Annotated in this window: 15 protein-coding genes and 1 tRNA gene; 5 read left to right on the top strand and 11 right to left on the bottom strand. The window is 68.3% G+C overall.

Annotated features, from left to right (window positions below):
- Positions 1-62 precede the first annotated feature (62 nt).
- The 5 genes from ACWELQ_RS02345 to ACWELQ_RS02325 all read right to left on the bottom strand — a co-directional run bounded on the left by ACWELQ_RS02345 (position 63) and on the right by ACWELQ_RS02325 (position 6,227).
- The gene (locus ACWELQ_RS02345; protein ID WP_452395218.1) at positions 63-1,601 is read right to left on the bottom strand and encodes a GMC oxidoreductase; all 1,539 of its coding nucleotides are present in this window, start codon (positions 1,599-1,601) and stop codon (positions 63-65) included.
- 303 nt (positions 1,602-1,904) lie between these two features.
- Positions 1,905-1,978, bottom strand: a tRNA-Asp gene (locus tag ACWELQ_RS02340).
- A 70-nt stretch (positions 1,979-2,048) separates the two neighbouring features.
- Entirely contained in the window at positions 2,049-3,155 is a 1,107-nt protein-coding gene (dapC, locus tag ACWELQ_RS02335; protein WP_452395217.1) for a succinyldiaminopimelate transaminase, read from the bottom strand.
- 9 nt (positions 3,156-3,164) lie between these two features.
- Positions 3,165-3,488, bottom strand: coding sequence for a ferredoxin (fdxA, locus tag ACWELQ_RS02330; protein WP_033088181.1), 324 nt, complete (start codon positions 3,486-3,488; stop codon positions 3,165-3,167).
- A gap of 132 nt (positions 3,489-3,620) precedes the next feature.
- Positions 3,621-6,227 carry a bifunctional FO biosynthesis protein CofGH gene (locus tag ACWELQ_RS02325; protein WP_452395216.1) on the bottom strand — a complete coding sequence of 869 codons (2,607 nt, stop codon included), beginning with the start codon at positions 6,225-6,227 and terminating at the stop codon, positions 3,621-3,623.
- A gap of 183 nt (positions 6,228-6,410) precedes the next feature.
- On the opposite strand from ACWELQ_RS02325, the gene ACWELQ_RS02320 reads away from it, so the two are divergent.
- The 3 genes from ACWELQ_RS02320 to ACWELQ_RS02310 all read left to right on the top strand — a co-directional run bounded on the left by ACWELQ_RS02320 (position 6,411) and on the right by ACWELQ_RS02310 (position 10,161).
- Positions 6,411-7,874, top strand: a complete 1,464-nt coding sequence (locus ACWELQ_RS02320) for a hypothetical protein (RefSeq protein WP_452395215.1) — start codon at positions 6,411-6,413, stop codon at positions 7,872-7,874.
- A 71-nt stretch (positions 7,875-7,945) separates the two neighbouring features.
- Positions 7,946-8,452: a PH domain-containing protein gene (locus ACWELQ_RS02315; RefSeq protein WP_452395214.1), complete on the top strand. Its 507-nt coding sequence runs from the start codon at positions 7,946-7,948 to the stop codon at positions 8,450-8,452.
- Positions 8,449-10,161, top strand: coding sequence for a PH domain-containing protein (locus ACWELQ_RS02310; protein ID WP_452395213.1), 1,713 nt, complete (start codon positions 8,449-8,451; stop codon positions 10,159-10,161). The genes ACWELQ_RS02315 and ACWELQ_RS02310 overlap by 4 nt, the downstream gene beginning before the upstream one ends.
- Here ACWELQ_RS02310 and ACWELQ_RS02305 read toward each other — a convergent pair.
- The 6 genes from ACWELQ_RS02305 to typA all read right to left on the bottom strand — a co-directional run bounded on the left by ACWELQ_RS02305 (position 10,103) and on the right by typA (position 16,982).
- Positions 10,103-11,413 carry an FAD-binding oxidoreductase gene (locus ACWELQ_RS02305; RefSeq protein ID WP_452395212.1) on the bottom strand — a complete coding sequence of 437 codons (1,311 nt, stop codon included), beginning with the start codon at positions 11,411-11,413 and terminating at the stop codon, positions 10,103-10,105. The two genes, ACWELQ_RS02310 and ACWELQ_RS02305, sit on opposite strands and share 59 nt — an antisense overlap.
- A gap of 113 nt (positions 11,414-11,526) precedes the next feature.
- Positions 11,527-12,036, bottom strand: a complete 510-nt coding sequence (locus ACWELQ_RS02300) for a hypothetical protein (protein ID WP_452395211.1) — start codon at positions 12,034-12,036, stop codon at positions 11,527-11,529.
- Positions 12,033-12,191, bottom strand: a complete 159-nt coding sequence (locus ACWELQ_RS02295; protein ID WP_326306468.1) for a hypothetical protein — start codon at positions 12,189-12,191, stop codon at positions 12,033-12,035. The genes ACWELQ_RS02300 and ACWELQ_RS02295 overlap by 4 nt, the downstream gene beginning before the upstream one ends.
- A gap of 14 nt (positions 12,192-12,205) precedes the next feature.
- A complete protein-coding gene (mshB, locus tag ACWELQ_RS02290) occupies positions 12,206-13,108 on the bottom strand; it encodes an N-acetyl-1-D-myo-inositol-2-amino-2-deoxy-alpha-D-glucopyranoside deacetylase (RefSeq protein ID WP_452395210.1) in 903 nt (300 codons plus the stop codon).
- Positions 13,105-14,802 (bottom strand): ABC transporter family substrate-binding protein, encoded by a 1,698-nt coding sequence (locus ACWELQ_RS02285; RefSeq protein ID WP_452395238.1) that lies wholly within the window; start codon positions 14,800-14,802, stop codon positions 13,105-13,107. The genes mshB and ACWELQ_RS02285 overlap by 4 nt, the downstream gene beginning before the upstream one ends.
- Before the next feature lie 281 nt (positions 14,803-15,083).
- Positions 15,084-16,982 (bottom strand): translational GTPase TypA, encoded by a 1,899-nt coding sequence (typA, locus tag ACWELQ_RS02280; protein ID WP_452395209.1) that lies wholly within the window; start codon positions 16,980-16,982, stop codon positions 15,084-15,086.
- Positions 16,983-17,149: 167 nt separating this feature from the next.
- Here typA and ACWELQ_RS02275 point away from each other — a divergent pair, with 167 nt between their 5' ends.
- Positions 17,150-17,326 carry a hypothetical protein gene (locus ACWELQ_RS02275; protein ID WP_452395208.1) on the top strand — a complete coding sequence of 59 codons (177 nt, stop codon included), beginning with the start codon at positions 17,150-17,152 and terminating at the stop codon, positions 17,324-17,326.
- A gap of 20 nt (positions 17,327-17,346) precedes the next feature.
- Positions 17,347-17,515: 4a-hydroxytetrahydrobiopterin dehydratase (locus ACWELQ_RS02270; protein ID WP_452395237.1), on the top strand; the 169-nt coding region annotated here is incomplete at its 3' end.

Here is a 17,515-nt window from a genome sequence, read left to right as displayed (position 1 = left end):
CGGACGGGCAAGGGGGTTGGGAGGGCCTAGCCCCCAACCCCCTTACGCGGTCGAGACGATCGCTACTTGAAGTCGTTGGCGATGATGTTCTCGATATTGCGTTCCGCCAGCGCGGTGATGGTGACGAACGGGTTGACGGTGGTCAGACCCGGGATCAGCGAGCCGTCGATGACGTACAGGCCCGGGTAGGAGCTGAGCCGTCCGTAGTTGTCGGTGGACACATTGATCACGCAGCCGCCCAGCGGGTGGTAGACGAAATCGTCGCCCCAGGTCTTGTACTCGCCGAACAGGTCGGTCCGGTAGATGGTGGCCTGCTTCTTGTTGATCGGGTCGAAGATGCGCTTGGCACAGTCGATGCTGGGCTGGTTCCAGGCGGTCTGCCAGTTCAGGTCCACGCCACCGGAACCCGAGTTGTAGGAGAAGACGCCGCGGTTCGGATTCTTGGTGATGGCCAGGTACAGGCTCGCGAAGGTCTCGATGCCCGCCGGGAACGGCGAGATCTCCGCGAAGCCCGGGCCGCCGCTGTCGGCCCAGTTGTCGATGCCGAGGGTCGGGATGCAGGACTGCAGACTGCCGGTGGCGTCCCACGCCTGGTTCTGCCGGGCCACCATGACATTGCCGTTGTTGCCCCAGCCGGAGCCGACCGAGTCGGGCAGGTTGGGCAGCTTGCCGGTGGCCTTCTGGGTGACCAGCAGTTTGCTGGTGCCCACACTGCCCGCCGCGAAGAAGACCTTCTGCGCCGTAACGGTTTTCGACTTCACGGTGTTGCCGCTGGTGTCGATCTGGTTCATGGTCACCGAGAACCCACCGCCGTTGGCCGGTGCGACGGTGGTGACCACGTGCTGCGGCACGATGGTCACCTTGCCGGTGCCGGACGCGGCCGCCAGGTAGGTCTTGTCCAGGGAGTTCTTGCCGTAGTTGTTGCCGTAGATGACCTCGGCGTTGAGCGCCGACTTGGTGGCGGTGCCGGCCTGCTCCTGCTTCATGTAGTTGAAGTCGTAGACGTTCGGCACGAAGGTCGTCTTGAACCCGGAGGCTTCGGCCGTCTTCTTGCCGACCCGTGCGAACTGGTAGCAGTCGGCGGACTGCCACCAGGTCTGATCGACGTTGTTCACCTTCAGCCCGGCATTGGCCCGCGGGTAGTAGGTGCTGTACATCGAGGCCGCGTCCACCGACGGCAGGATGCTGGCGAAGTTCTCCTGCTTGGGCGTCACCGCCATGCCGCCGTTGACCAGCGAGCCGCCGCCGACGCCGCGCCCCTGGTAGACGCGAATCCCGCTGAACTGCTCGGCATCCAGCACGCCGGTGTAGCTCGGGATCGACTTGTCGTAGGGCGCGCCCATGAAGTGGTTGATCGGCTGGACGGTCTCGGTGCGCAGCCAGAAGGAGCGGCCGTCCGGGTTGAGCATGTTGCAGAAGACCTTGCCGTCGGACCCGGGCTGGGTCCAGGACATGCCCTTCTCGACCATGACGACGCTCTGCCCGGCCTGCGCCAGCCGCAGCGCCGCGACCGCGCCGCCGTACCCGGTGCCGATGACCAGGATCGGCATGGTGTCACCGTCGTTGATCGCCCCGGTGGGTAGCGCCCGCGCCGATGGCATCTTCGGTAGTAGTGCGGCCGCCCCCAAAATGACACCTGTTGCAGCTAGGAACCCACGTCGGTTGACATTGCTGCCGAAAACACTCTTGCCGGGGGTTTCATAGGAAAGACCACGCACTGAAAGACTCCTCATCGAGACGCGATGAGAACCTGTTATAGGCGGTGTGAAAGACCTACGGGTCAGTTTCGGGAAAGATCGAGTTCAGCGCCGACGGCGGGCAGGATTTTCGAGACTCGAAGAAATAGCCGGGAACCCCGAAAATCGAAAAGCCCCCCGGGATTCCGGGGGGCTTTCCAGATACTGCGACCCTGACGGGACTCGAACCCGCGACCTCCGCCGTGACAGGGCGGCGCGCTAACCAACTGCGCCACAGGGCCTTACACATCACTCGGCCACTGGGCCTTGCAACGTCGTAGACGGTATCACGGGCCCCGTATTAACGGGAAATCAGCTGGTCAGGCGATCAGCGGCGGCGGCGATACGCTCGTCCGTCGCGGTCAGCGCGATGCGCACGTGCTGGTTGCCCCGCGGACCGTAGAACTCGCCCGGCGCCGCCAGGATGCCGCGCTCGGCCAGCCAGTCCAAGGTCGTGCGGCACGGCTCACCGCGCGTCGACCAGAGATACAGACCCGCCTCGGAATCGTCGATGCGGAATCCGGCGCGCTGCAAGGCATCTCGCAGCACCACCCGCCGCGCCCGGTAGCGGTCCTTTTGCTGCACCTCGTGCGCGTCATCACCGAGGGCCGCGGTCATGGCCGCCTGAATCGGGTACGGCAGCATCATGCCGGAGTGCTTGCGCACCTCCAGCAGTTCCGCCACCAGCTCCGGGTCGCCGGTCACGAAACCGGCCCGGTAGCTCGCCAGATTCGAGGTCTTCGACAACGAGTGGATGGCCAGCAGCCCGGTGTGGTCGCCGTCGCACACCTCGGGATCGAGGATGGAGACCGCGCGGCCCTCCCAGGCCAGGCCCAGGTAGCACTCGTCCGACGCCAGCACCGCGCCGCGTTCGCGGGCGAACTGCACCACCTTGCGCAGGTGATCGACGCCCAGCACCTTGCCGGTGGGATTGGACGGCGAGTTGAGGAAGATCAGCGCGGGCTTCTCCGGCCCGAGCTGTGCGGTGCCGTCGGCGCGCACATAGCGCGAGCCGGACAGCAGCGCACCCACCTCGTAGGTCGGGTACGCGACCTCCGGGATGACCACCAGATCCTGTGCGCCCAGCCCGAGTAGTCGCGGCAGGCCCGCGATCAGCTCCTTGGTGCCGATGACGGGTAGCACGGCGGCCGGGTCCACCCCGGTGATCCCGAATCGCCGCTTCAGCGCCGAGACAACGGCTTCGCGCAATTCGGGCGTTCCGTGCGTGGTCGGATAGCCGGGCACCTCCGCCACCGACGAAAGCGCCTCGCGGATCAGCGGATCCACCGGATCGACCGGTGTACCGACCGAGAGGTCGACGATGCCGTCCGGATGCGAAGCGGCCTTCGCCTTCACGGAAGCGATGGTGTCCCAGGGAAAATCGGGTAGCAGAGCGCTCACCCGGCCACGCGCGGTCAAAGGCCCGACCTACTCGCTGGCCATCGGCGGTAGCGCGGCGATGAACGGCGGGTCGAAGTCGACCTTGCCGACCTTGGTGGCGCCGCCGGGCGAACCCAGCTCGTCGAAGAAGTCGACGTTGGCGTTGACGTAACCGGCCCACTGATCCGGGGTGTCGTCTTCGTAGAAGATGGCTTCCACCGGGCAGACCGGTTCACATGCACCACAGTCCACGCACTCGTCCGGTTGGATGTACAGCATGCGTCCACCCTCGTAGATGCAGTCCACGGGGCATTCCTCGATGCACGCCTTGTCCTTCACGTCAACGCACGGTTCAGCGATGATGTACGGCACTGCCGCTCTCCTAGTCTGTCCTCACATGCGGGATGAACTCCGCTCGGCGAAAACCCTATCCCGGCCAGCCAACATTACTCTTGCAAGCCTGCCCTAACTTCTGGTCGCGACACTGCGACCGCATACAGCTGGCTATCCCAGCGCGAGCGACCCGAGGGGCGCACGGTTCGCGGGTACACCATAGGTGGTGGTGCGTTGGCGGACCGGGCGGCCGATACCCGACGCGATCTCCGTCAGTTCCTCGACCGTCTTGGCGGATCCGTGTTCGGAACCGGCCATGCGGGAAATCGTCTCTTCCATGAGGGTGCCGCCGAGGTCATTGGCTCCACCGTTCAGCATCAACTGGGTTCCCTTGATACCAAGTTTGACCCAGCTGGTCTGAATATTCTCGATGCGGCCGTGCAGCATGATGCGGGCCAGGGCGTGGGCGGCGCGGTTGTCGCGGACCGTGGGGCCGGGGCGGGAGGCTCCGGCGAGGTAGAGCGGGGCGCTCTGGTGCACGAACGGCAGCAGCACGAATTCGGTGAAACCGCCTGTCTCGTCCTGGATTCCGCGTAGCACGCGCAGGTGGCCGACCCAGTGCTTGGGGTTGTCCACATGGCCGTACATCATGGTCGAGCTGGAGCGGATGCCCACCTTGTGGGCGGTGGTGATGACATCGATCCAGGCCGAGGTGGGCAGCTTGCCCTTGGTGAGGACCCAGCGCACCTCATCGTCGAGGATCTCGGCGGCCGTGCCCGGAATGCTGTCCAGCCCGGCCTCTTTCAGCGCCGTCAACCAGTCGTGCACCGACTGGCCGCCCCGGGACGCTCCGTTCACGATCTCCATGGGGCTGAACGCGTGCACATGCATCTCGGGGATGCGGCCCTTGATTGCACGCACCAGATCCGCGTAACCGGTGACCGGCAGCTCCGGGTCGATGCCGCCCTGCATGCAGATCTCGGTCGCGCCGTCGACCCACGCCTCCCAGGCGCGGTCGGCCACCTCGGTCGGGCTCAGGCTGAAGGCGTCGGCATCACCCTTGCGCTGGGCGAACGCGCAGAAGCGGCAGCCGGTGTAGCAGATATTGGTGAAGTTGATGTTCCGGTTGACGATGTAGGTGACATCGTCGCCGACGGTGTCGCGGCGCAGCTGATCGGCCAGCGCGGTAATCGCTTCCAGGGCCGGGCCGTCCGCGGTGGCCAGGGCCAGGTACTGGTCGTCGGTCAGGCCCGCCGGATCCTTCTCGGCGGCGCGCAGGGCGGCCATCACGTCGGCGTCGAAACGCTCGGGCGCGGCGGCGGCCAGCTCGTGCACCTGCTCGCGAATGGACTCCCAGTCGCCGAAGGCGCCCAGCGCATCATCGGCAATCCCGGAGTCGCTGCGGGATTCGGTGAGCCGGCCCTCGGAGTCGATGGCGGTGTTGAGATCGATGCGGCCGACCGACTCCCAGTCGTGGTCGGGCTCCTGCCACGGCAGACCCGAAGGCTTCACGTCGGCGGCCAGGCCGGTCACCGGATCCGCCAGTGCCGCAACATGCTTGGCGACGCGCGGATCGATCCACGGGTGGCCCGCCAGCACGTATTTCGGGTGTGCGGTGATGCGCTCGGTGAGCACGAAACCGGCGTCGGCGGTGACCTGCGCCAGGGTCTCCAGGTTCGGCCAGGGCCGCTCCGGATTCACGTGGTCGGGGGTCAGCGGGGAGACCCCGCCCCAGTCGTCGATGCCCGCCGCGAGCAGTGCCCGGCATTCCTCCAGCGACACCAGATTCGGCGGGGCCTGGATGCGCATCTTCGGGCCGAGCAGCAGCCGGGCCACCGCGATGGTGGCCCGGAACTCCTCCAGATCGGCATCCGGAGTGTCGCGCATGGCGGTGTTCTGCTTGGCCAGGAAGTTCTGCACGATGACTTCCTGCACGTGCCCGAACGCCTTGTGCACCTTGCGGATCGCCAGAATCGACTCGGCGCGCTCGACCAGGTTCTCGCCGATGCCCACCAGGATGCCGGTGGTGAACGGCACCGACAGGCGACCGGCGTCGGTCAGCGCGCGCAGCCGCACCGCCGGATCCTTGTCGGGCGAACCGTAGTGCGCCTGACCGGGTTCGGTGAACAGCCGGGTGGAGGTGGTCTCCAGCATCATGCCCATGGACGGGGCCACCGGCTTGAGCCGCGAGAGCTCCTCCCACGTCATCACGCCCGGATTCAGGTGCGGCAGCAGACCCGTCTCCTCCAGCACGCGAATCGCCATGGCGCGCACGTAATCCAGGGTGGAGTCGTAGCCGCGCTCGTCGAGCCACTGGCGGGCCTCCGGCCAGCGGTCCTCCGGACGGTCACCGAGCGTGAAAAGCGCTTCCTTGCAGCCGAGTTCGGCCCCCTGCCGGGCGACCTCGAGGATGTCGTCGGGCTCCATGTACATGCCCTTGCCCTGCGCGCGCAGTTTGCCGGGCACGGTGACGAAGGTGCAGTAGTGGCACTTGTCGCGACACAGGTGCGTAATGGGGATGAACACCTTGCGGGAGTAGGTGATCGGGAGCACCTCCCCCGCGTACCCGGTCTCGCGCAGCCCGGCATCGCGGACCCGCGCGGCCGAGGCGGTCAGATCCTCGAGATCGGAGCCTCGGGCGTGCAGCAGCACCACGGCTTCATCAAGGTTGAGGGTGGCGCCGTCCCGGGCCCGGCGCAGCGCCCGGCGCATCGCCGAGGCGTTCGGCGGGTTAGGCGGCAGGCTCGGGTTCGCAAGGTCCGTCACGCCATCGATCATGCGCCATCCATCCGACTTATCCGACTCGGGTGCCATGGAACGGGCAAACTCTGCACCCCGCGCCGTTATTCCGCGCGTCCGATGCGAGTATTCGTACTCACTGAGATCAACGGTTCAAATTTCAGTCGCGGTGAAATAACCTCGCGGGCGATCGCTTCGCTGAAGTAGTAGGGAGAGACCTTCGTGCTCGCGAAAATCCGCCGCGCCGCCGTCGTCGCCGGGCTGGGCACCACCGCCCTGCTGACCATCGCCACCAGCACCGCCTTCGCCTTCGGGCCGGTGCCGCCCGCCAACCCCTACCTGGGGCCGGAGGGCACGGCGACCATGCACGGCGACTCCGAGGCCTCCGACACCACCCCGCTGCCGGGCGTCGGCGCCGGCGGCGTCAACGCCGACTTCCATGAGGAGGGCGCGGCCTGCCCGACCATCCTGCAAGGGGCGGACGGCTTCCCGCAGGCACTGTGCACCAAGGTCACCGACCGCGCGCCGGAAGTGCTGCTGCTGGACCCGAGCAACGGCAACACCCTCGCCCACCTCGATCTCACCAAGGGCAGCCTGCTCGGCGGCGTGTACGCCTACCTCGACAATCAGGATCGGATGGTCACCGTCGACGGCTCCGGCAGCCTGCTGCGCATCGCGCACCAGCGTGGGTCGGACGGCTCGTGGTCGCTGTCGATCGCCGCGAAAACCGATGTGACGCAGGCGGTCGCCGGGCACTGCGGCGGCGGCAGCTGCGACGAGGTCTCCTCGGTGTCGCCCGACTATCAGGGCCGGGTGTGGTTCGCCACCGACAATGCCGCGGCCGGATTCGTCAACACCGACGGCACCGCGCACTCGATCGTGCTCGCGCCCGGCGAGATCGTCGCCAACAGCATCGCCACCGCGCCCCAGGGCATGGCCGTGGCCACCGACCACGCCCTGTACCTGCTCACCGTGGACGCGAGCGGTAACCCGCAGATCGCCTGGCGGCAGTCCTACGATCGCGGACCCGCGCGCAAGCCCGGCCAATTGAGCTGGGGCACCGGCGCGACGCCCACCTTCTTCGGGCCGGGCAACGGCACCGAATACCTGGCCATCACCGACAACGCGGCGACGAAGGAGAATCTGCTCGTCTTCGACACCGTCTCCGGTAATCAGGTCTGCTCGATCCCGGCCATCGACGGCACCGAGAACTCACCCATCGGTTCGGGCAACAGTGTCTTCGTGGCCAGCACCTACGGCTACCCGTACCCGGCGCTGCCCGCCAACGCCGGGCCCAGTCAGCCCGCGAGCGCATCGATCTCGGGCGGTATGACCCGCATCGACGTCACCGGCTCCGGTTGCACGGTGGTCTGGACCAACACCGTGCCCTCCTCGGCGGTGCCGCGACTGTCCGTGGCGGACGGCAAGATCTACACCTTCACCCGGCGCGGGCTGCTGGGCGGGATCTTCGACGGCAGCAGCAGCGGCAGCGCCAGTGGCAGCGCGGGCGTGTCCGACAAGTACAACTTCGCGGTGATCGACGCCAACACCGGCAAGCTCGAGGTCGAGCAGTACGTCGGCGCGACCACGGTGAACGACACCCTGCAGATGGTCGGCACCATCGCGCCCGGGCGAATCCAGTACCAGGGCACCACGACCGGGCTCTACCGGATCACGCCGAAGTAGCAGAACCGGGGCGTCCAGTCCTCGTCCGTAACAACCGCCTCCGGGGGCGGATTCATGCAAGCATGAGCAGCATGTCCCAGCCCCTCGCCTCCGGCGGCATACTGGCCGATCCGTCGCGGCGTCCCAGCCCGCGCGCCAAACTGCTGTGGGCGCTCAGCGCCGCGCTGTCCTGGGTGGTCCCGGTCCTGGGTGTGGGGATCTGGGCGCTGTTCGACACCCACCGGCGCGGCGTGCAGGCGCTGGTCCTCGTGATCGTGCTGCTGGCGGCGGTATTCAGCATCGTCGCGATTCCGCTGTGGCGCTACGCCGTGCACCGCTGGGAGATCACCGACGAGGCCGTGTACACCCGCACCGGCTGGTTCACCCAGGAGAGCCGGGTCGCGCCGATCACCCGCGTGCAGACCGTGGACACCTACCGCGGACCGCTGGAACGGCTGCTGGGGCTGGCCACCGTCACCGTCACCACCGCCTCCTCGGCCGGGGCCGTGCACATCAGCGCGCTCGCCCTCACCGACGCCCGCGACACCGTCGCCCAACTCACCGCCATCGCGGCACAGCATCGAGGGGATGCGACGTGAACCAGCCCGGCGATCCCGACGTCAACCCGGATTCCTATCCGACAGAAGTACTTTCACCGATCCCGGGGGCGGGCGGCGCGGACGCGCAGTCCTGGCAGCGGCTCGACAAACGCATGCTGCTGGTGCACCCGGTCACCGAGCTGGTGCGCTACATCCCGATCCTGATCGCCTCGCTGCTCGCGGGCGCGCGCAGCGACAATCCCACCTGGAGCCTGGGGGTGGTGGCGATCATCGTGGCGTTCGCGCTCACCCGCTGGTTCACCACCACCTACCGGATCACGCCCGAGAACGTGGAGTTGCGCACCGGACTCGTTCAGCGCAAACGCCTTTCGGTGCCGCGCAACCGGGTGCGGTCGGTGGACGTGCAGGCCGATCTGCTGCACCGGGCACTCGGACTGGCCGTGCTGACCATCGGCACCGGGCAGCACGCGGAGAAGAAGGACCAGTTCAAACTGGATGCCCTGGACGCCAAGCTGGTGCCGGAGCTGCGCACCGCACTGCTGGCGCACACCCGTGCTGGCTCGGAATCGGTTGCCGCCCAGTCGATCACCGATCCAGACCGCCTCGCACCCGATCCGGCCGAGGACCGTCCCGGCGTGGAAATCGCGCACTGGCAAGCGGATTGGGTGCGCTACGCGCCGCTCTCACTGACCGGCTTCGCGATCATCGCGCCGGTCGTGGGTCTGGCCTTCCAATACGGCTTCGCCCAGCTGTTCCTGAAGTCCGGCACCGTGCAGGATGTCGGCCACCGCGGCGCGAGCGTCATCGCCGCGGTCGTCGCTCTGCTGGTCGTCGTGCTGGTCGTCGTGGTCAGCCTGGCCGCCTGCGCCCGCTACCTGATGACCTGGTTCGGGCTGAAGGTCCACGACAACGGCAAAACCCTCACCATCCGCCACGGCCTGTTCACCACCCGCCAGACCACCCTCGACCTGGCCCGACTGCGCGGCGCGACCGTCAACGAACCCCTGCTGCTGCGCCTGGCCCGGGCCGCCGAACTCGAGGCGATCATGGTCGGCACCAGCCCGCGCCAGAAGATCCTGCCGCAGGCCCCGCGCAGCGCCGTGAACCGCACCCTGGCCCATCTGCTCGGCACCGGCTCGGCGCGGCGCGCGGTGGCCCACGACGAGGCGGATTCCTTTGCGACGGTGCAGATTCCCGCACTGTCCGGAGCCGGACAGACCCAGATCACGGAGCTCATCGAGACGCACCTGCGGGCGCACGGTCCGGCCGCGCATCGCCGCCGCTACACCCGCACGCTGGGCCCGCTCGCCGTGATCGCGGCGGTCCTGCTCGCGATTTCCCTTGTGGGCGGTGACATTCCGAGCTGGCTGTGGGTCGTGCTGGCGGTCGCGGTGCCGATCGCGGCAGCGCTGGCCTGGGATCGGTACCGGGGTCTGGGGCACGCCGTCATCCCGGCCGTGAACGGCAATCCCACCTGGCTGATCACCCGCAGCGGCTCCCTGGACCGCGACCGCGACTGCCTGGAAGCCCCCGGCGTCATCGGCTGGACCGTCCGCCAAACCTTCTTCCAGCGTCGCGCGGGTGTGGCGACCGTGGTGGCCGCGTCGGCCGCGGGCAAGAAGCGGTATCACGTCATCGATCTGCCGCTCGCACAGGCGTGGGCGCTGATAGAAGCCGTCACGCCCGGAATCAATCCAGCACAGGGTAATTCGAGCGGATCACCGTCTGCGGGTCGCGCTCGCGCTTGATCGCGCGCAGCCGGTCCAGGGTCGCCGTGTCGAAGGCGGCGGCCGCGGATTCGCCCGGGGCCAGGAAGGTGAAGGGCTTCTTGCCCGTCAGCAGCTCGCCGAACTCCGCCACCAGCGCAGTCGTCTTGGCGCGCACCGCATCTCGCAGCTGCGGCAGGCCGAGACCGAGGGTGGAGATCAGGTAGCCGTCGGACAGCGCGCCGCGCGCACCGGAGGCGGGGCGGGCCAGCGCGCCGCCGAGGTGACGGACCTGCAGGCTCACCAGGGGTGCGATCGAGGTGCCGAGAATGATCTTCTCGGCCTCCGGGGACAGCTCGTCCAGCAGCTCACCGCGCGTGATCGCCGGGCTCGGATCGGTCGGCTCCTGCGTGATGGTCCCCAGATCCGCCACCGACATGGCGGCTCGGGTGTCGGTGAGCGCGCCACCGATCCGGTCCAGCACCGACACCAGGGCCCGGCCCTGCTCCGGGTCGCCGAGGTAGGCGAGGTCGATGCCCACCATCTCCGGCGCCCCGGGGAACTGGAAGCGGTTGAACCACACCGACAGTTCGTCGGGAGCCCCGGAAGTCAACGCGCGGAAGGCATCCCACACCTCGGGCAGCCGATCCGCGGTCCAGGTGATGCGGCCGCCGTACAGGCCGGGCGCGGGGAACAGCTCGAACTCGAGCCCCGTCACCACGGCGAAATCGCCACCGCCACCGGACAATGCCCAGAACAGGTCGGGGTCGCTGTCCGCGGTCACCCGGGCCGGGCGGCCCGCCGCGTCCACGATCTCGAAGGCGCGCACCGCATTCGACGCCCAGCCGTACTTGCGGGCGAACCAGCCCTTACCGCCGCCGAGCGTGTACCCGGTCACCCCGACCACCGGGTTGCTGCCCGCGAGACCGGTCAGACCGTGCTCGGCCGCGAGCGCCTGCACCTGCCCCCACGACACTCCCGCACCGGCCCGCGCCACCCGCGCGACCGGATCGATCTCCAGCCGGTTCAGGGCTCCGGTGCGCAGCAGGATCGCCTCCGCCACGCCACCGGAGGCGCCATGCCCGGTCGGCTGGGTCACCACCGCGCGGCCCGCGGCCCGCGCGAAACTCAGCACGGCCGCGACATCCTCGGCGTCGGCGGCCTCGACCACCGCGGCCACCGGCTGCGTGACGGCCAGGCTCCACGGCCGGGCCAGCTGTTCGAAATCGGCGTCGCCGGACACCAGTACCCGGCCCCGGACGGTGTTGCGCAGTTCGTCGAATCCCATCGTCATCCCTCGCTCGTCGTCGCTCTCGCTGTGCTTGATCTTCAGTGCGATTCATCAAGAGGACGAGACAGGGCGAGGGTCTGTGACACCGGCGGGCGGCAATCACGCTATGGGCTCGGTCACACCTTGCCGGTCGGTGTCGGAGCGGCCAGCCGGGCGGTGGCCCGGTAGTAGAGCAACATCCCCGGAGGCAGGAGACCGCAGATGAGCAGCAGCATGGTCGGCCAATCACCCATGAGCAGCGCGTAGCCGCTCGGGCTGAAACCCGCGCAGACCAAGAAAGCCAGCGCCCACACCAGCAGCGGCAGCGCCATCACGCCGAAGCGCTTGGTCACCACGCCCATGCCCATCACCAGCAGCACATTGATCACCGCGGCGGCCAGGGCGGTGAACGGCAAGGGGATCGCGCCCGCGGTCGCGGCATCCGCCAGCGGCCCCGCGGCCATCACCTGCGTCGTCTCCGGCAGATGCGCCTGACCGGCGTACAGCGGCAGGAACAGCACTTCGAACCCGAGCGTGATCACCGCGTCCACCAGCAGCAGCGCGATGATCACCGCGTTGACTACCGTGCGCACCGGCGAATTCCCGTCCAGCGCTTCGCCCGCGGGGGCTCCGACGGCCGCCGTCACGGCACCGGCGGGAAACCGAGCAGGGTCAGCAGCTGACTCTGCATGTCCACGAAGCCGTACAGCACCGAGAGATACAGCTCGTGCTGCCACTCGAAATAGGGTCGCTGGCTCTCGACGAACGCGGCGATGGCATTTTGCAGATCCCAGTTATACATGGCTCATCAGTCTCTCATTCCAGCCCGGCGAAGAGATCGTGTTCGCGGCCGTCGGGGCCGAGCGGGCCGCGCTCACCACGTACCAGAATGTAGTGCTCCTCCGGCAGCACCGGCTGCGCCACATCGTTCGAGAGCGCGAACTCCCGGCCCGACGGGGCCACCGTCACCTGGGTGGCGTGCGCGCGCAGCGCGGCCCGCTTGGCCGCCAGCGCATCCGACACGTCCACCGTGGTGGTGACGGAATCGGCGGGGACACAAGCCAATTCACCGGTATTCGGGAGCCGCCAGCCGCGCGGCAGCGCACCCGGCAGCTGATCGACGGTGCGGCGCTTGAGCGCCTCGGTGTGCATCGCCAGCACCGTGCCGTCGGTGACCGTCCAATACATCTTCGGGACCGTCCAGCCCCACTCCGCCGCGGCGTCCACCGCGGCCATCGTGATCTCGTGCGCGCGAATGTGATCCGGATGCCCGTAGCCGCCGCGCGGGTCGTAGCCGACCACCACGCGCGGGCGCAGCTCCAGGATCACCTGCACCAGTGCGTCGGTCGCGGCATCGCCGGAGTTCACGAAGGCGCGGGGATTGCGCGCGGAGGGCGTTCCGGCCATCCCTGAGTCGCGCCAGCGGCCCGCGCCACCCAGGAAATGCGGGGTCCCGGCGTCCAATTCGGCCAGCGCCCGGGTCAATTCGAGGATCCGGTAGCCACCCAGCTGATCGGCCTGCCCGGCCACCAGGTGCGCGTACTCGTCCCCGATGACCTCGCCCTCCTCGCCGAGCGTGCAGGTCACCACGGTGACCGGCAGGCCGCGCTTGCGATAGTGGGCGATGGTGCCGCCGGTGGTGATGGACTCGTCGTCGGGATGCGCGTGCACCAGCAGCAGACCGTGCGTGGCCACCCCCGGGAAATGCGCGGCGCTCACGGCACCCTCCGCCAGTTGGCGGCATCGGCGAAGATGCCGGTCTGGATCGCGCCGCTGAGCGACGCCCCGTCCACCCGCGGACCGGCCGCGGCCACCTGGGTGTCCTGCACGATCGGCAGCACCGTCGCCAACTCCCACAGCTTGGGCTCGGCGTCCCCGATCACCTTGCCGACATCGATGCCGCGCAGCGCGTTGTCGATGGCGGCCTGCAAGGTCGGATCGCACACGCCCGACAGGTTGGACGGTGACTTCTTCACGCCGTCGACCACCGCGGAGTCGCCGTCACCGGGCTGCGGCACGGGCGCGCACCCGTAACGCGAGGCCAGCACGGTCGCCGGATCCTGACCGGTGCGCTCCCAGCCGACCACCGCGTCGACCCCGACATCGGTGAGTTCCTTGCCGTAGAGCTGCGCCGCCGACACGCTGCGCACGATGACATCGATTCCGGCACTGCGCAATTGGTCCGCCGCCGTATTCGCCACCGCCAACGTGGTGGTATCGCCGTCCACCGCGCCGATCCGCACCGTCAGCGATTTGCCGTTCTTGGCCAGCGGACGCGGTTGCGGCGCGGGCGAAGTCGCCGACTGCGCGGCGGGAGTCTCCGCGCCCCGGGCGAATCCGGCCTCACCCAGCAGCCCGAACGCCTCGTCCTGACTCAGCCGCGGCGGCTCGGTCGCCACATAACCGGGGTCCGACGGCGAAAGCACCTGCGCGCGAACCGGTTCCACCCAACTGCCGGTCTGCGCGCCGACCGTGGCCAGCAGCACCGGATCCAGCAGCCCCAGCACCGCGCGCCGCACCCGCACATCGGCCAGATCACCGCTGCGGCCGTTGAGCACCAGTTGCATCTCGCGCGACTGCGCCATCATGGCGGTGCGCACCGACGGGATCGCCGCAAGCTGCGCCTGCAACGCCACCCCGCCGTGCACCAGCGCCATCTGCGCGTCCCCGACCCGCAGCGACTCGGCCACCTGCGCGGGAGTTCCGCCGCGCCGCAACAGGATCTGATCCGGCTGCGCGGGCGCACCCCAGTAGCGGTCGTTGCGCTCGAGCAGGATCTCCTCGCGACCGCGATCGGCCTGCTTGATGCGGAACTGCCCGCCGGAGATCCGGATGGTGTCGATGAGCCCCTGCTCGAACCCGGAGTCCTTCACCAGATGCTGCGGCAGCAGGTCCGCGAACAGCTGATGCCAGGCCGGATACGGCTGCGTCATGGTGACGGCCACCGTCTTGCCGCCCGCCGACGAACTCACATCCGAGATCAGCCGATACCCGGCCGGATCCACCACCCCAGGCTGCGAGATCATCTGCTGCCACAGGTATTTGAAGTCCTCGGCCGCGATGGGCGCGCCATCGGACCAGGACGCCTCGTTCTTGATCTGGTAGGTGATGGTGAACGGCTCCAGCGAGGTCACCTCCGCCGACACCATCAACGCCGGATCCAGATTCCAGTCCGTCGCACCCGGCACCCCGGGCGTCGGCGTCGGCCGGAACGGACTCGGCAACACCATGCTCGCCACCGCCGCCGTCGCGGGCGAGAGCTGCGACAGCAGATGCGGATTGAACCCGATCCCGATGTCGTCGACGGCCACCACCACGGATTTGTTACCGGGCTTGGCAGGCTGCGTCTTGGGACTGTCGGTGGACTCGATGGGCGGCGGCGGATTCGCCGTGCAGCCGGTGGCGACGGTCATAAGCGCCGCCACCAACAACAGCACCACGCGCAACGACGCGCGCCTACGGCCACCCGCTCTCACGTTCGGCACTCTACTGGATCCCCTTCGGACCACTCGGTCACCGCGGCACGGTCCACCACGGCGACGTCGGTCGAGCTGAGGCCGCCCACCCGGTGAGCCCGGGTGGGCGGTAGCAATTTTCAAGGGCGCAAGCCCGCATCGGGGTTCAGGAGCAGAGCCCCGACTCCGGTGGTTGGGGTTTCAGGGGCGAAGCCCCTGAGAGTCCCCGAGAGTTGGTTTTACCCCTGGGCGGCCTTGTCGCGCGCCTTGCGGCGGGAGATCTCGCGCTGGCGGTCGTTGGCGTTCAGGGTGACCTTGCGCACGCGCACGATCTCCGGCGTCACCTCGACGCACTCGTCGTCGGTGCAGAACTCCATCGCCGACTCGAGGTCCAGCTGCAGCGGCTTGGCCAGGGTCTCGAGCACGTCACCGGTGGCCGACCGCATGTTGGTCAGCTTCTTCTCGCGGGTGACGTTGATGTCGAGATCCTCGGCACGCGGGTTGATGCCGACCACGTGGCCCTCGTAGGTGTCCGCGCCCGGCTCCACGAAGAACTGACCGCGGTCGGCCAGCTGGATCATGGCGAACGGGGTGACCGAGCCGTTGCGGTCGGAGACCAGCGAACCGGTGTGGCGGGCGCGGATCTCACCGGCCCACGGCGCGTAACCGTCGAACACGGCGTTGGCGATGCCGGTGCCGCGGGTCTCGGTGAGGAAGTCGGTGCGGAAACCGATCAGGCCGCGCGACGGGACGATGAACTCCATGCGCACCCACCCGGCCGAGTGGTTGCTCATCTGGACCATCTTGCCCTTGCGGGCGGCCAGCAGCTGGGTGACGGCGCCCAGGTACTCGTCCGGGGCGTCGATGGTCAGCTCTTCGAACGGCTCGTGGGTCTTGCCGTCGACCTGCTTGGTGACCACCTGCGGCTTGCCGACGGTCAGCTCGAAGCCCTCGCGGCGCATCTGCTCGACCAGGATGGCGAGCGCGAGCTCACCACGGCCCTGGACCTCCCAGGCGTCCGGGCGGCCGATGTCGAGCACGCGCAGCGACACGTTGCCGACCAGCTCCTGATCCAACCGCTGCTTGACCATGCGGGCGGTCAGCTTGTGGCCCGACACCCGGCCGACCAGCGGCGAGGTGTTGGTGCCGATGGTGACGGAGATGGCGGGCTCGTCGACGGTGATGCGCGGCAGTGCGACCGGGTTGTCGACGTCGGCGAGGGTGTCGCCGATCATGATGTCCGGGATGCCCGCGATGGCGACGATGTCGCCGGCCACGGCCTCCTCGCCGGGCTGACGCTCGACGCCGACGGTCTTGAGCAGCTCGGTGATTCGCACGGTCTTGACGCCGTCACCGTGCATCCAGGCCACGTTCTGGCCCTTCTTCAGGGTGCCGTTGTGGATGCGCACCAGGCCGATTCGGCCCAGGAACGGGGAGGCGTCGAGGTTGGTGACGTGCGCCTGCAGCGGCTTGGTGGCGTCGCCCTTGGGGGCGGGCACGTACTTCATGAGGACCTCGAACAGCTCGTCGAGGTTCTCCGCGTCCGGCACGGTGCCGTTCTCGGGGCGCTTGGTGGAGGCGACGCCCGCGCGGCCGGAGGCGTAGAGCACCGGCAGGTCGAGAGCCAGCTCGGCGGCTTCCGAGGCCTCGTCGTCGAGGTCGGAGGCCAGGTCCAGCAGCAGGTCGTGCGACTCCTCGACGACCTCTTCGATCCGGGCGTCCGGGCGGTCGGTCTTGTTGACCACCAGGATCACCGGCAGCGACGCGGCGAGCGCCTTGCGCAGCACGAAACGGGTCTGCGGCAGCGGGCCCTCGGACGCGTCGACGAGCAGCACGACGCCGTCCACCATGGACAGACCGCGCTCGACCTCACCACCGAAGTCGGCGTGGCCGGGGGTGTCGATGACATTGATTACGGTGACCGATCCGTCGGCATTGTGCCGGTGAACAGCGGTGTTCTTCGCGAGAATGGTGATGCCCTTCTCGCGCTCGAGGTCACCGGAGTCCATCACTCGGTCGACGAGTTCGGCGCGTTCGGCGAACGCACCGGATTGCCGGAGCATGGCGTCGACCAGTGTTGTCTTGCCGTGGTCGACGTGCGCCACGATGGCGACGTTGCGGAACTCGACAGACGACACGTTTGATTCCTCCTGGTGAAAAGTTGTTGCCGACCCGGATGGGTCTCATGCGTGGGGCTGCCTACTACGAGACATGGCGAACTCCACCGGGCATGCGGCGAGCTACACATTACCGGGAGTACCAAGTCACACGTTTAATGGGCTGAGGTTAGGTTAAGCTAACCAACATGGGCAAGGTGAAGGCGAAGGACGTTTCGAGTCTGAAGCCGAAGAAGAAATGCTGCCGCAAGAAGACGCGGTGCGTGAAATGCCCCGTGGTCATCATGCGCATGAAGAAGGCGGAGGCCGCGGGCTGCTGCGGCAAGGAACTCAAGAAGTGCCTCAAAGTCGCACGCGCGGCGTGATCGCGGAGTAGACCGGAGTCATGAGTCGCGCGCTGCTCTCCGAAGACGACATCGCCAAGGCCCTCACCGAATTGCCCGACTGGACCCGCGACGGTGACAGCATCAGCCGCACCGTCGAGGCCGCCTCGTTCCTGGGCGGCATCGAGCTGGTGCGCCGGGTGGCCGCCGCGGCCGAGGCCGCCGATCATC

This window comes from Nocardia sp. NPDC004722 (assembly GCF_053601505.1).
This window is presented reverse-complemented; position numbering and strand designations above follow the sequence as displayed.

Coding starts and splice junctions, on each gene's coding strand:
- ACWELQ_RS02345 (WP_452395218.1), bottom strand. CDS start 1,601: ATGCCATCGGCGCGGGCGCTACCCACCGGGGCGATCAACGACGGTGAC.
- ACWELQ_RS02295 (WP_326306468.1), bottom strand. CDS start 12,191: ATGTATAACTGGGATCTGCAAAATGCCATCGCCGCGTTCGTCGAGAGC.
- ACWELQ_RS02315 (WP_452395214.1), top strand. CDS start 7,946: ATGTCCCAGCCCCTCGCCTCCGGCGGCATACTGGCCGATCCGTCGCGG.
- ACWELQ_RS02285 (WP_452395238.1), bottom strand. CDS start 14,802: ATGACCGTCGCCACCGGCTGCACGGCGAATCCGCCGCCGCCCATCGAG.
- ACWELQ_RS02305 (WP_452395212.1), bottom strand. CDS start 11,413: ATGACGATGGGATTCGACGAACTGCGCAACACCGTCCGGGGCCGGGTA.
- ACWELQ_RS02275 (WP_452395208.1), top strand. CDS start 17,150: ATGGGCAAGGTGAAGGCGAAGGACGTTTCGAGTCTGAAGCCGAAGAAG.
- ACWELQ_RS02325 (WP_452395216.1), bottom strand. CDS start 6,227: ATGATCGATGGCGTGACGGACCTTGCGAACCCGAGCCTGCCGCCTAAC.